Genomic DNA, 14335 nt, shown 5'->3' with positions numbered 1-14335 from the left:
CAAAGCAGAGGAAATAGAAATAAGTGGTGACCTGAAATTAGGTATTTCAGGCTGACCGATGGTCGGTCTCACTTACGATGACGTTAGTATACCAAACCAAGGCAATTATCGACCGCAAATTGAGCGGGCAAATCCTGCCAACCATTTGGCAATTGGGTTCGTAGGTGATTCCGGTGTCGAGAAATCCCCAACTGTGGGGACTTCTCTATCGGATATCGACGGTACAGACGTATGAGACCGGGTGAGGTTCGCAGAAAAAACGGAAAAGTTATGAACCTGTCGGAAAATCTGTCGACTCCTACGTCTCGCCTTGCCAGCATCAGCGGCGTTTTGCAGCCTTGGATGCGGTTCCCGGGCAAATTTGCGGCCATGGTCGCGCACGGGTCGATGGACCTCGTGTTGCCGCCTTCCTGTGCATTTTGCTCAGGAATTGTTGGGCTCGGACAAGATTTTTGTGATTCCTGTGAACCCGCTTTGACGTATTCCCAAGCTGTGATGCGGCGGGCCTGCATTCGTTGTGGGATGCCGATGCCGCGATTGGCGGAACGTGAGACTGATAAGGTGGATAGCTCAGTCGTTCGCGAGGATGCGGATTCCATTGGTGAACATCCATTGATCAATAGTGATCACGCGACATCCGAGGGTGATTGTTTGGAGGGTGATCGTTTGGAGGGTGATCGTTTGGAGGGTGATCGTTTGGAGGGTGATCGTCTGCCAGAGCAGGTCAGTCAACGACCTAGCGAAGCTTCGACACAGGGCCAATTCGCCGAACCTGGGTGTGGACATTGTCACGGCCAATCTCAGTCGTTTGACCGTGTTATTCCGCTTTGGATTTACCGCAACACCGTTTGCGATGCCGTTGTCGCATCCAAGTACGCGCACAACACCCCCTTGGCCAATGCGATTGGGACGCGATTGGGAGCAACGGTGTTGGAACGGTTGGGCGATCATTTGCCCGATGAAGTGAGCTTCGTGCCTTCTCATTTCACCCGACAGATTTCCCGCGGAGGCATCGGAAGCCAGACGGTCGCTCAGGTGGTCGCCAAAATCATCGGCAAACCCGTCTTGGAACGAACTCGAATAACTCGCAAAATTGCTAAGCAGGCTTGGCTGGCTGACGATGAAAGAAAGAGAAACGTTGACGGTGCCTTTGTCATCAGAAACAGCTATGCTTTTCCTAGACCTCCCAAAATCGCCGACCGGCATATCCTGTTGGTGGACGATGTACTGACCACCGGGGCAACGGCCAACGAGATGGCTGGGGTGTTGAAAGAGGCAGGTGCACGCGAGGTAACGTTGGCGGTCGTTGCACGAGCGGTTCGCGGCTAACCTCGATGTCGATACTGGGCAGACCGAATTTCCGATCCTGAACCAGAGAAACTGCTAAGTCCTCAATCTTTGAGGCTGGCTGACGACCGATTTTGACCAGAGCTTATTGAAAACGTGAATAACGAAAATAACGAGACCGTCGACGATCTTCCCTCTCGCCGTTCGGGCGGATTTCGCCGTGCAGTGTTGCGAGGGCTCGGTGTTATCCTGCCGTTGCTGTTGACGATCGCGGTATTGGGTTATGTCTGGAAAACCGTCGACACCTATGTCTTCGCACCAGTGGAATCGGGAATTCGGCATGCTTGGGTTTGGCGGATCGAAGACACGAAAACAGTGATTCCTTCGGAAGCGACCGCCTTGGGGACTAACCGGCTCAATGGATTCACTTACGACGGGCAACGCTACGTCCCCGATCCGACCGGTCGCCGCTGGTTTCCCGAGTACGTCAAAAAGCTTGTGGATGACCGCGCCGATTACTTCGGTCCCTATGCACCACCGCCAGCCTCAGCAACGGCGTACTGGCACCGCTATGTTGAACTGGAATACTTGCCTCGTAAGTACGTTGTCCCCATCTTCTTGCTTGTGTTCACAACGGTCCTGTATTTCCTAGGACGGCTGTTCACGTTCGGTTTGGGACGCTGGTTCGTGCACGTCTTTGATCAAAGCATCTTGCGCATCCCTTTGGTCAATAAGGTCTACGGAAGTGTGAAACAAGTGACCGACTTTGCGTTTAGCGAACGTGAAATCGAGTTCAATCGTGTGGTCGCGATTCAATATCCGAGCAAAGGAGTTTGGTCGCTTGGCTTTGTGACCGGAAACAGTTTGGTCGAGATTGCCGATGCTACGGGCGAACCGATGCTAAGCGTGTTGATGCCTACAAGTCCGATGCCGATGACCGGATTCACAGTCACGGTTGCTCGTAGCGAAGCCATCGACTTGAATTTGACGATCGACGAAGCGATTCAGTTCATCGTGAGCTGTGGCGTGGTTGTGCCGCCGAATCAACGTGTCGATCAAATTGCGGCTGGGAAGAAACGTAGCAACAATCCGATAATCCACGCGAAACTTGACTCATCGACCGAAAGTAACCAGCACCAGCGATAGTCACAAAATCGCAAGCTGCTATGGGTTTAGTTTTGAAAGAAGTCCGGCTGAATCATCATGCGGGGTGATTCGTCCGACGGATAGGCCGGTGGAGTGATCTCGATTGGACGCGAGTCGCGAATAGGCTGGACGGTCGATCTGGGTTGGACGGTCGATCTGAGATGGACGGTTGAATTAGCTGGTACGGGCGACCTCGCTGGCAAGTGCGACTGCGGGTCAGGCGAAGGGATGTTCCTGAGAGTTTCCGATCTCTCTGATTCAAGATCGAAGTTTGGCTGGTTAAGCTTAAGTTCGTCTGATCTAGGTGTTCGAGATTGCGAAGCCGATCCCGGTCGATCCGGTGTCAGCTCGATCACTCGGTCTTCGATTCGGAACTCCACTTTCTTCGCGTCGTTGGCTCCGTTGGGATTGAAGTCAGGGGTTTCGGGACCGCGGTCGAGGCTGTCATTGAATTCGATTGCGAGTTTGTGATCCGCCCAACGCCGCCAATCGGGACGAGTTTCGATTAAGACCAGATCCTCTAATCGCGTTTTGACGATCGGACCAGTTTCACCTAAACGAATTTGCAACCGGACAAGGTTGCCAAGGAACACGGGATTGACGGGATCCATGTCGACCGCCTGAAGGTAAAGGTCCATCGCGTCGTGCACCTTGCCTGCCGCTTCGAGCGTGATCGCGAGGTTATAGTAGACAATCGGATCCGAGGGCATGTATTCCATGGCGTGCTCGAAAGCGAGCACCGCTTGGTACAAGTTCCCTTGTTCGTAGTGCAGCAGACCGAGGTTGTTGTGCGCGGGACCATAGGTTTCATCCGCGTTGATCGCGGACATGAACTTCTGGGTTGCACCGTCTATGTTTTGAGCGTCGAGTGCTTTGACGCCAGCTAACGTCAAACGTTTGGCCTTCACGGGATCTCGAGAGGCTTGAACGCGGATAATCGCTTCGTTGGAACTGCCCCACATCGCGCAGCCGCAAACGCTAGTGATCGCGATGGCGATCACACAGTGGAGGATTCGAGACGATTGGGGGAGCTTCATCCGTGAAACTGCCCTCTCCTTGCGGACGTACCTTCAGAGAGTAGAAATCCAAACGACTGGATTCCTTATTGGCTTTTCGGGGAAAAGATCATTTGGGTCAAGGTCATCTCTGCCTCCCATTTTTCCGGGCCGCCATTATTTTGCTTAGATTGCCTGGTTTGTGCGTTCGAGAGCGTCAGATCGCGGACGATCGTTCCGGTTTGCTCATCTCGCAAGGCGTCGCAGAATTCAATGATTTGTTTCATCGTTAGGGCGGACAGAGTGATCGTGGTCGAGCGCTGTTCAAAGTCACTGCGCCCAATACGCTGCGGTTCTTGTGGCTCTTGTCTCAAAAGACTCGACTGTGGCAATCCTGCGACCTCTCGCGCCGCCGAGATTCGATTGGTGATTTCCGCAGGGGCTTCTAGCTGCAATGCCGCCACCTTAGGCGCCGTCTTGAGACGCTCGACATCACGCAGTTTCTCTTTTGTTTCGACCAAATCCGACTGTGCTGTCGCTAACCGTTGGGCCGCGCGGCGTGACGCACCGACGCTAAGCATTGCATAGAACGCTAAGATCGCCATCGCGATTAAAAAGAGCCACCGTTGTCGCGTGATAGGATTCAAGAGCTGATCCTCCGTTGCGATGACCCGGCTAGCGACAACGTTGGCATGTAAGAAACCGAACCAACGAACTGGGCTTTTGGTTGGATGGACGTCGAGGTTTCGTTGCTGGGTCCACGTTGCGGGCCCAGCCAGTTGCCGCGAATCTGAGAGTTGAACGTGCCGTCCTCGCTTTGATTGGTGATCGGCGGCTTCATCGCAAACCCGAACTGGGAAAGTGCTTCCGCGACGCGACCTGCGTCGACAGGCGACAGCGACTGCAGTTCGATGTCAATTTCGCCGTTCGTGATCTCTATCCGGTCAATCTGAAAGCGAACAGTGTCTGGCAAAGCCATTAACAACCGCTTAAGAACAAATGGTGCAGAGATGGGAATATCAATTGATGTTTTTGCTCCACGCGAACCAAGCATTCGGGCATGTTCGCTACGAACGCGACGCAGGAGTGCAGATGGAACACGGGTGTCGGGAAATGAACTGCGAAAGGACTGGACCTGTTGATTTCGGAGATCTTCAATTGCCGATTCAATGCGTTGGGCTCGCCACCAACCCCCAACCGATATTGCCACTAGGAAAGAAGCTACTGCGAGTCCAAGCCATCTCAGTTGAGTTCGTACGCCGCGCAAGGAATCGGCTGGCGCCAGTTCATCGCGGCGAAGGTCGATCCAGTCTTTGCTGGATTCTCGCAAATAGGCAGCCGATCCACGGGTCACGATGTCGTGGTACGAGTTTGAAAGCACGTTGACATCAGGATAGATTGACTCGATGGCTGCACGATGGTCACCCTCCTCATCCAATAGCCGAACTTCAACTGATTCGTCGATTTGTCTTAGTGACTTTTGAAGCTGCAAAGTCTTCTCATTGAAAGCCATGACTTTCCAATCAACGATTTTGCCATCATAAAGTTCGACTTGGTCGCAGCGATCATTATCCGTGATCAACAACAACCGGCGACCTTGCGACGGATCCAACAACTCAACCCAACGCGTCACCAGCAGCGTGCTGGGGACAATAGCGTTCACGGTGTGCCCAGCGTCCTCTATCGCATCGGCAATTGCTTTCCATTTCTTCCAAGCGATGGCCACACATGCGGCGGCCGGTCGATCATCACGCACTACATCCACGAAATCCACCACCATGACCTCGGCATCGATGGGCAGGTGGTCTTCGAGTTCGAACTTTAACGCCGCTCGGTCGCGTAAGTCGAGATCGCCGTCCTCGCAAAGGCAATAGAAAAAACAGTCATCCGAAGATGGGGCGAGCACGACTGGAACATTGGCATGCCCCGAGGCAATGCTGCTCTCTTTGACTTGCTGGGCGATCTGATCAGCGGTGGCATCTTCAGGAAGAACCTCGCTGTGATCGTTGTAGCGGAGCGTCCAGCCGTGTGACTCGTGAGCGACGACACAAACCGAAGCGATGCGATTGGCGCTCTTATCCTTCTTGGCCTTATTCATCGTCCCCGACCTCCCGATCGAAAACGATTCGAGGGTTTCGCGCTCGATGTCGTTGGACTACCTTCAGGTTGCTCAATCTCGACCGTGGTACGAGTTCCCCTGTATTCAAGCGTAACGACATTGGAATCGATGGACTTAATGGTGATGCCGGCCGGTGATAGCTCAAGCGAATCACCAACTCCTTTGACGTCTGACTTACCAGTTTGGTCCGAGATGATTGCGATTCGCTCAGCCGCATTGATAATCGTTCCCACCAATGTCAGTCGCAGCACGGGATCACGTTCAACCACTGGGCGAGGCGGTGGTGGTTTGCGTGGTTCAACCACTTTCGGACTATCAGTCAACGGCGCTCGCAATGAACGATTCGCCAAGGTCGCGTCGAATTCGTCGGCAGAGGGTTCTCGTAGCGGAACTTTATCGACGGAGTTCTGCCGAGAACTCGAACGTGATTCAGCATTAATGTCGATACTGCCCAACGACCAATACACCGCCGCGGCGGTCGCCAGCACGAAGCCGGCGGCGAGTCCCGTCAATAGATGTCGTTGAGTTTTTGTATTCATGATCGGAGATGGAAAGAACGTGATTTCCAGCGGACGCTGATGCCAACTATAAAGCAAACCGCGATTGGGTGAGCGTGCCGTCGTCATCGCGCTGGGTAACCGAGAATGTCATCCGGTCTCGATCTGTTGTCGAGGAAGCACTAATCCAGATCGAAAAATTGGTGCTCGTTTCTGATAAAAGTCGGGTCAGTTTGTCGCGATTGTTGGGGTTTGAAACTTCGGAAAGCAAAAGAATGTCCATTGATATCGTGGGGGATTGTCGAAACCGTTTGAGCAAGCGTTTGGCTCCAGCATCTTGGACAACCGAACTAACGACCGCCAAGATGGATTCATCCGATGCCCGACGGAGATTCAATTGCCCATTGCCCCAGCATGTCATTTCCGTGGTCACATTGGGTAGAGCAATCGGCGATCCGGTCAAACGCTGCAAGTTTGACAGGTCGAAGACTTCTCCCCAACTTCGAAATGCATTTGGCGGCCCTGCTGTTTCATCATCCGCATCGTCGTCACGCAGCGATAATCGAACGGACTCACGCGATATCTGCTGCGGTGACACCGACGGTAAAAGCCGAATGACCTGCCGGCCATTGGGGCCGGTCAAGGTTTCGACGCTTCGCTGGGTCTTCTCAAGTCCGGTGTGATGGTACAGAGCGTTCAGGTTCAGTTTCGCGTCTTCATCGCCCAACAAGACATCAAACGTAATGTTGCCCAGCGTGATCGCTGAACGCACCGTCTTGGGTGGAGGTCCAGTTTTTTGTTCTAAATGGGACTCTTCGAGTTGTTGGAAAAGCAATGCCGCCGATGGCAACATTGCTCGTTCCAATGAAACTTGTCCCCAACGCTTCTGCAGGCTGCGTTCGGCATCGGCCGCGTCAAGGCTCGCTCGCAAACTAATCTTCGCCAGCGATGAAAGGACGGTCACCACGACGATGCACACAGCGATCACGACCAGCAAGACGTAGCCGTGACGCTGATGAGTTTGCGACAACGTAAAATCAGTCTGCATGGTGTTGAATGACCTCGCTGATCAAGAGTCGCCCATTTTGGCTGATCAAAGATAAACGCAGTGCGGATGGCATCGGCGATAGTCCACCGGTTTCAGGTGGCAACACAGTGTCGCCATCGACCACCACGTCGGTGAGTGGTTGCAGGTCTATCATGGCAACCCCGACCCGCACGGCTCCACTGGTGATGGGATTGAATGGCATCTCGCGTCGGTACAACACACCACGGCCATTGACGGGAATCACTTCATAGCGGACGGTTGCGGGTGTCAGATTTGGCAAACCTGACTGACTGTCCGATCCAAGGAAGCCGTGAATCAAAAAGCCAGTACTGGTAACGTCGAAACCTCGCGCATTCTGGATGTCACGGCGAATTTGTTCGGCAAGTATTGTCATCGAAGCCTGGTCTGAATCCGCCGACTTCAATTCATTGGACTGGCGAAGCGACGCCCACAAAACACTCAACAATGCTGTCATCATGATGGATGTCAGCACCGCAGAGATGACCAACTCAATCAACGTGAATGCCGATCGTCGGTTTGCGTTTTTCGGTACAGATATCACCATCAAATTCGCTCCACCAATTCGACAGACGTCAGCGCCGTAACCGTTCCGTCGGGGTTCTGCTTGGCGATCTGAAACTGGATCACTCGCATCGGTACACCCGCTGGCGCAGTGGTTCCGACCAAGGAAGTGCGCCAAAACCAATTGGGCTTGTCAGCGATTAACCCCTGATCCCCGGCCGACATGCCGGCTCTTCGAACCGAGAGCTGTTGCAGGATCTGGTCGGCTATGATTACGGCTTCCCGTTTTGCATTGGCAAACGCGCGTTGCCGCTGATGCGATGAATAGGCCAACAACGAGGAAACAAGGACGCTCGCCATTAGCACTAGTCCTACGACGACTTCAATCAAAGTGAAGCCTTGCCCCCGGGGTGCGTTGACATGTTGTTCGCGGCGATCGCTAGAGCGAAAGAATTTCATTGGCCTCTCGCTTGTCTTTGGCGACCACCGTTTGACCGCTGCTGCCGATGACGACGATCCATCGAGACATGTTTCCGTGTTGGAAGTGAACCGCATAGGACACACTCCGCCCCTCAGGATTCACTACGTAGTCAAACGATCGACCCACTTGCATCTTTCGAACCAATTGAATTTCTTCGATGGTAACCGTGCGAGGTAAACGAAATGCTGCCTGTGACGTTTGCGATCGACCATCGCGGTTCTCGCTGAGCGATGCAAGCTGAAGGTTGCCTCGAGCCGTATCAATGCGTGTTTGTATGGCTTGCCCACTTGATCGCGCATCACGTCGAGCTCGCGCGTCAAACATCTCAAGTGTTTGTGTAGCACGAGTCAGTTGATACCGGTCCATTGTGCCGGTCAGCGATAGGGATGCGATCGACGACAATACAACCAAGATCACCAGCGCGACGACTAACTCGACTAACGTGAAGGCCTTACGAGTCCTCATCAATTTGCTCGCTGGAAAAATCTTGATTCTCTCCTTCTCCCCCTTCTCGTCCATCACCGCCTAGCGACACTACTTCATACGGACCATTGCTTCCCGGGCTGACGTACTCGTAAGGGTTTTTCCAAGGGTCTTTGGGCAACTTGTTCAAGAACCCATCGGGCCATGAATCTGTTCCTTCAACCAAAGCTTGCAGTCCTTCATCGGTCGTCGGATAACGGCCTTGATCGGCATAGAACGTTTCGATTGCTTTGACGATGTTGGCGATTTCTGCCTTCGCCGCGTTCTGTTTCGACGAGATCAAGTAGCCTCGCGTTCGCACCGCTACCAATCCCGCCAGCATGCCAAGGATCACCATGACCACGATTAACTCAACTAAGGAAAATCCGGTTCGAGAATAAAACGTCACTCGTTTCATGGGCGAGTGGTTTCCACGTTTGGGTTTACATGACATTGCCTGCCTCCAAGATGGGTAGGATGGTTGCTAAGAGAAGAAAGCCGACCATCGCGGCTAGGACGAGAATAAGTGCCGGTTCAATCAATGCAGTGAGTCTGGCTGACGAAGTGGCTACTTGTGAATCATAGTCTTCGGCTAAGCGAAATAACATTTCATCTAGCTTTCCAGACTCTTGCCCCACCGAAAAAACTCGAATCGCCAGCGGCGGGAAGGCTTCACTTTGACGCAAGGCGTCCGACACCTCCTCACCCGCAGCGATTCGTTGTTCGCACTGTTCCAGGGCGTCGCGGAACACAAGGTTGTCTGTCGAACGCCCCGCAAGTTCGACCGCACGCGTTAGTTCGACACCGCTACGTGATAGCGTGGCAATGATCATTGCAATTCGCGAAACGCCTTGCTTGATCGCCATAGGCCCAATGATGGGCAATTTCAAAATCGCTCGATGAAGCGCTCGCTTGCCCTTGGGAGTGCGAAGGACCATGACGGTTGCTGCCACGCAGACCAACGCAACGATTGCTAATAACCAGCCGTAGGAAAGTAGTAGGTCGCTCATCGCCTTGGCGACACGAGTTGGCCAGGGAAGGACGTCCATGGTTTCTTGCAAGTTTTCCAGCAATGGCGGAAGCACCCAGGTCATCAAGAATAGTCCTGCTGCACCACCAAAGAACACAAGGAACAACGGATACACCATCGCCGTCGTGACCGAGTCGCGTAATCCCAGTTGGCGACGTTTGAAATCGGCCAACTGAGTCAGCACCGTATCGAGAGTGCCCGAGTTTTCACCGACCTCGACCATGTGTACCGAAGCGGCGTCAAAAAGGTCGGGTCGCTTTGCGAGCGCTTCGGCAAGCGACACACCCGCTGAGACTTGGTCGCGAACATTCAATATCGCCGCTTGAAACGATCCTGTGTTTTGCTCCGCCAAGGTGTCAAGCGCATCGAGCATCGGAATACCGGCATGCAACATCATCGCAAGTTCATGGACGGCGGTTGCCCAGGCGGCTTTGGTCGACGTAAGAGAAAAACGAGGCCGCCAGCCTCTCGCTTGCTCGGTGGCGCACGTTACCAACTTGCGAACCCGCACACCCTCAGCACGAAGCTGATCGCGAGCTTGACGTGGGGTGTCAGCAGCGATCGTTCCACGAACGGTTGCTTGAGTGCGATCGGTTCCGGTGTAAGAAAATACTGCCATGGCGTTACAAACTTGTCACTCGCAACACTTCATCAAGTGTCGTAATGCCCTGGTGGATTTTCAAGATTCCATCCGTGGACAGCAAGTGCATCCCAGCATCCATGCCCGCTTGTCGAAGCCGGGATGCGTTCGCTCGCGTTTGAATTAGATCACGGCATGCGTCGTCGATGAATAAGAACTCGAACAGCCCGACTCTTCCGCGATAACCTGTACCTCGACATGACGGACATCCGACAGGCTGGTAGACGCCTTTGAGTTCCTTAAGCGTGATACCCTGATCGTCGAGCAAACTTTGTGGAACCTTGGGCAGGCTGGCGGTGGCGTGAGGATCAGGTGTGCTGCAGTGTTCACACAGCTTACGGACCAATCGCTGAGCAAGTGATGCCACGAGCGAACTGCTCACCAAATAAGGTTCGATACCGAGGTCCAATAGACGCGTTGCGGCGCTCGCTGCATCGTTGGTGTGCAACGTGCTGAAGACCAAGTGCCCGGTGAGGGACGCTTGAATTGCCATCACCGCTGTTTCGGCGTCACGAATTTCACCAACCATGATGATGTCGGGGTCCTGTCGCAATACGCTTCGCATTCCTGATGCGAACGTCATTCCCTTCTTTTCGTTAATTTGTGTTTGGCTAATTCCATCAAGCTGGTACTCGATGGGATCTTCAAGTGTGAGCACATTCAAGTCATGCGAATTGATTTGTTGCAAAGCTCCGTAGAGCGTTGTGCTCTTGCCCGAACCGGTGGGCCCCGTCACCAGGATCATTCCGTGGTCGCGAGTGATGAGTTGTTGAAACACTTCCAAGTAGTGCGGCGGCATCCCGAGTTCGCCGAGGCTATATAGTCTCGCACTCTTGTCCAGCAACCGAATCACGATCCGTTCATTGTGACTTGTTGGCAGCGACGCTATGCGAAGGTCGACAATACGATCGCCCAAGGTGACGGTTGCCCGGCCGTCTTGCGGCAATCGTTTCTCGGCGATGTTCATCTTGCCGAGCACTTTGATGCGTGTGAGAACTTCTTCTTGCACCATTTTGGGGATTTCAAAACTGTCGAATAACACACCATCGATTCGTTGTCGAACAATCACGCGGTCTTCGTATGGTTGGATGTGAACATCCGAAGCACCGGCCTTCACTGCGTCAAAGAGTAGATGGTTGACCAGACGAATGATCGGGGCTCGGCCTTCGGTATCGAGCAGGTCCTCTCGAGCCGAAAGCGATTGGATCTCGCGAAGGACATTCTCGCCGTCCATGGCGTCGATCACCTGTTGGGCACCACTGGACCGATCGGCATAGGCAGTGTTAACGGCACGCTCGATGGTTGAAGGTGACGAAACAATCGGAGTCACATTTTTGCCCAGCGCGCGGCTGATCACATCGAGATGAGCGAGTCCTTCGTGATCGCAAACAGCCAACAAGATGGAACCTTCTTCTGTGTTTGCCTTTTCACGCAATCCCATCACTCGATGTGATCGGGAGTAGGAGATCGAGAAGTTCTGTAGGTACTTCGCGGCGGGGATGAACGCATCAAGCTGTTCATGAAACGGCAAGTCGAGTCTTGTCGCGAGTTGTCGCGACTGCCAATCCGCGCCCGTTGAACCTACGGCTGCGAAAGCATCATCCGTTCTGATGGCGTCTGGATCATCGAATTGGGGGGCTTCTCGCATGGGATCAGGATTGGCCTGCTAGTAGGAGCGTCACTTTGGATTTGTGCATCGGAGGCATCGATGTCCGAAAGGTATTGCAGGTCACGAAAACGCGAGTCTCGCAGGATCTTCGGTCGGATGAACAGGAAAAACGATGTGGAGTCTTTATCGGAAGTCGATAGGCTGGTCAGTTCACGCAGCACCGGGATCTTCTCGGCCCACGGGATCCCGGTGAAGGTATCGCGTTCGCCGTTTCGTTTCAGACCACCCACCACGATCGTTTGACCGTCGGGGATTGTGACGACACTGCCGACACGATCAATCTGCCGCGGCGGCGGAAGCGTTGCTGAGCCGCCCGTCGCTGCAAACGAGCTGAACTCCACCTCAAATTCTAATTGTAGGTGGTCGTCCTCGTTAATGTGCGGTGTGACAGTAATGATTGTTCCGGCTTCTTGGCTCCCCCCCAGACTCTGGCTGCTGATCGTGTTGATCGTGTTGATGCTTTGGAACGGTACGCTGGCGATGCTCTCGAGCGTTCCCGTCTGGTTGTCGTTGACCAGAATCTTTGGCGAAGCCAGAACGCGGCTGCGAGTGTGAGACGACAACGCTTGCACAATCACGTCGGCAACCTCAGGATCAATCAAAACCCCATTGAATCCCAGGCTTGGGTTGACGGTGAGTGCGCCGGTATCGACATCAATTTCGCTCAGTCCAAAGGAGGTGAACTTGAATAGCTTCTTGGAGCCCGTTCGGTCGCCGATCGATACTTCGACGCCGAGCGAGAAGTTGTCGCTTGTGTTGACGGCCACGATTTCCGCCTCGATCATCACCTGAGGACGTCTTTGATCGAGAGACTTGATCAGTTTTTCGTAGAGAGGCTGCACGGATGACGGGGCGAAAACGATCAGGCTATTCGTTGCCACATCAGCCGAGACGCGGGCACCACCAGGGAGCGTTGCCACTTGTCCGCCACCCAAACCGCCTGCTCCTAAGCCGCCGCCAAGCAATCCACCTCCGGCGAAGCCGCCCGCGGTGTTAACGCCACCAATGAGTGGGCTTAACGCTTGGTTTTGATTTTGCATGGCCGAACCAATGGCTTCTTGGTCACGACTTCCATCATTAAACGGCAGTCTGACGTTTTGCCCCTGGGTGGCTCCGAACGCCGATGGTTGAATGGCTGTCTGCCCAAAGCCCGTAGCTGCGGTGAAACCAGCCGGCAGGACACCGCCTACGTTCAATCCGCCGAGCGAGCCAAATGCTCCCACGCCTCCCGCTTGCGCGTTGCCTCCAATGCCTGCTGCTTGCTGAAGCGCTAGTAGCGAGTAAAGCACTTCTACCGCGTTGGCATTCTTAAGTTTGTAGAATTGGATCGGGCTTTCGGCGGCGCTGACTGGCTGGTCTAGCTCTCGCAGCAGTGTTTCGATCTGCTGATGAACCTCCGGCGCAGCCCGAACGATCAATAAATTGCCCTCTTCGTCAATCGTTGTCTCGAGGTTCGCGTTTGCTTTTTCTTCGCCGTTGTTCTGAACTAATCCGCGAATAAGTTTCTCGATGCGGTCCGCTGACACATTCTGTAGACGGTAAGCACGCGTTCTGAATCCTGTCCCCGTGTCGAGCCGTTGAAGCAGTGCTAACGCACGTTCGACGATTCCTTTCTCTCCCGCCACCACGATTCGCTTCCCGGAAGCGTCGTTGAATAGTTTGAAATCTTTGGCTTGGTCGTTGCCCGCTTGCTGAACTAATAGGCTTTCTGCTTGGTCAATCAATTCGTCTGTGGAACGGTTCTTGACTTCATAGAAATCAATGGTCGGTTGACCCACCGGTCGGTCAATGACTTTTAACAGTTCCACCAAAGTTCGAACGTTCTCGGCGTAGTCCGTCACGATGATCAAATTGCTTTCGGGAATCGCTACGAAGTTTGCCCCTTTGGAAAGGAACGGGCTGAACGATGTCTTGACTCCCGTGATGTTCAGGTTCTCGATCGGAATGACCTGTGTGACTGCGGCCGCAGGTCCACTTCGACGAATGGCTTCGTTCGGGTCGCCGGTTTGAGCATAAGGGACCATCTTGCTGACTTCGACGATTCGTTTCCAACCCGGCACGTCCGAGTCAACGACCGCTAGTTCTTCACTCTTAAGCAAACTACCAATCAGGACAGGGAGCGCTCGGCGAGGGAGTTGAGTGGGCGTGTAAATCGTGACTTGCTTATCCGCCAGATCGGCACTGTAAAGAAAACGCACATCGATTTGGCGTGAGATCGCTTCGACGAGATTCGAGAGACTGACCTTTCCCGCTAGGTTCAACTCAACCAAGTCGTCGTCACGGTTCTGCGCATGGACGGTCGTCTGACCTGCCAAAAATAAGCAGACCAAGATGATTGCGTGAGTGAATTTGCGAGTGGCAGTCGCGAAGTCGCGTGAGTCGAACAAGATCGCCGGTCCATTAGGATGGGGATAGAACTTGCTTGAGTTAGGTGAAACA

At 53.7% G+C, this 14335-nt stretch carries 14 protein-coding genes; 2 read left to right on the top strand and 12 right to left on the bottom strand.

Translation table 11 applies throughout. The annotated features are described in order from the left end of the window. The first annotated feature begins 270 nt into the window (after positions 1-270). A complete protein-coding gene (locus Pla22_RS01680) occupies positions 271-1329 on the top strand; it encodes a ComF family protein (protein ID WP_165440481.1) in 1059 nt (352 codons plus the stop codon). Positions 1330-1443: 114 nt separating this feature from the next. Beyond that, complete coding sequence (locus Pla22_RS01675; RefSeq protein WP_242631737.1) at positions 1444-2433, top strand: DUF502 domain-containing protein; 990 nt, start codon at positions 1444-1446, stop codon at positions 2431-2433. Positions 2434-2459: 26 nt separating this feature from the next. Here Pla22_RS01675 and Pla22_RS01670 read toward each other — a convergent pair whose 3' ends face one another. The 12 genes from Pla22_RS01670 to Pla22_RS01615 all read right to left on the bottom strand — a co-directional run bounded on the left by Pla22_RS01670 (position 2460) and on the right by Pla22_RS01615 (position 14283). Continuing rightward, on the bottom strand, positions 2460-3470 hold the full coding sequence (locus Pla22_RS01670) for a tetratricopeptide repeat protein (protein ID WP_146513046.1): 1011 nt from the start codon (positions 3468-3470) through the stop codon (positions 2460-2462). 65 nt (positions 3471-3535) lie between these two features. Then, the gene (locus Pla22_RS01665; protein WP_146513045.1) at positions 3536-4075 is read right to left on the bottom strand and encodes a hypothetical protein; all 540 of its coding nucleotides are present in this window, start codon (positions 4073-4075) and stop codon (positions 3536-3538) included. Next, complete coding sequence (locus tag Pla22_RS01660; protein WP_146513044.1) at positions 4072-5526, bottom strand: hypothetical protein; 1455 nt, start codon at positions 5524-5526, stop codon at positions 4072-4074. Before Pla22_RS01660 ends, Pla22_RS01665 begins: the two co-directional genes overlap by 4 nt. Then, complete coding sequence (locus Pla22_RS01655; RefSeq protein ID WP_146513043.1) at positions 5523-6086, bottom strand: hypothetical protein; 564 nt, start codon at positions 6084-6086, stop codon at positions 5523-5525. Before Pla22_RS01655 ends, Pla22_RS01660 begins: the two co-directional genes overlap by 4 nt. A 46-nt stretch (positions 6087-6132) precedes the next feature. Next, entirely contained in the window at positions 6133-7092 is a 960-nt protein-coding gene (locus tag Pla22_RS01650) for a hypothetical protein (protein ID WP_146513042.1), read from the bottom strand. Further along, complete coding sequence (locus Pla22_RS01645; RefSeq protein ID WP_146513041.1) at positions 7082-7657, bottom strand: PilW family protein; 576 nt, start codon at positions 7655-7657, stop codon at positions 7082-7084. Before Pla22_RS01645 ends, Pla22_RS01650 begins: the two co-directional genes overlap by 11 nt. Beyond that, positions 7657-8073 (bottom strand): PulJ/GspJ family protein, encoded by a 417-nt coding sequence (locus Pla22_RS01640; protein WP_165440480.1) that lies wholly within the window; start codon positions 8071-8073, stop codon positions 7657-7659. The genes Pla22_RS01645 and Pla22_RS01640 overlap by 1 nt, the downstream gene beginning before the upstream one ends. Continuing rightward, entirely contained in the window at positions 8054-8560 is a 507-nt protein-coding gene (locus Pla22_RS01635) for a prepilin-type N-terminal cleavage/methylation domain-containing protein (RefSeq protein ID WP_165440479.1), read from the bottom strand. Before Pla22_RS01635 ends, Pla22_RS01640 begins: the two co-directional genes overlap by 20 nt. After that, a complete protein-coding gene (gspG, locus tag Pla22_RS01630; protein WP_207310283.1) occupies positions 8547-9011 on the bottom strand; it encodes a type II secretion system major pseudopilin GspG in 465 nt (154 codons plus the stop codon). The genes Pla22_RS01635 and gspG overlap by 14 nt, the downstream gene beginning before the upstream one ends. After that, complete coding sequence (locus Pla22_RS01625; protein ID WP_146513038.1) at positions 9001-10206, bottom strand: type II secretion system F family protein; 1206 nt, start codon at positions 10204-10206, stop codon at positions 9001-9003. The genes gspG and Pla22_RS01625 overlap by 11 nt, the downstream gene beginning before the upstream one ends. Before the next feature lie 4 nt (positions 10207-10210). Beyond that, the gene (locus Pla22_RS01620) at positions 10211-11875 is read right to left on the bottom strand and encodes a GspE/PulE family protein (RefSeq protein WP_146513037.1); all 1665 of its coding nucleotides are present in this window, start codon (positions 11873-11875) and stop codon (positions 10211-10213) included. Further along, on the bottom strand, positions 11809-14283 hold the full coding sequence (locus Pla22_RS01615) for a secretin N-terminal domain-containing protein (protein ID WP_146513036.1): 2475 nt from the start codon (positions 14281-14283) through the stop codon (positions 11809-11811). Before Pla22_RS01615 ends, Pla22_RS01620 begins: the two co-directional genes overlap by 67 nt. Between the last annotated feature and the right edge of the window lie 52 nt (positions 14284-14335).

This window comes from Rubripirellula amarantea, assembly GCF_007859865.1.
In the GTDB taxonomy this organism is placed as follows: domain Bacteria; phylum Planctomycetota; class Planctomycetia; order Pirellulales; family Pirellulaceae; genus Rubripirellula; species Rubripirellula amarantea.
This window is presented reverse-complemented; position numbering and strand designations above follow the sequence as displayed.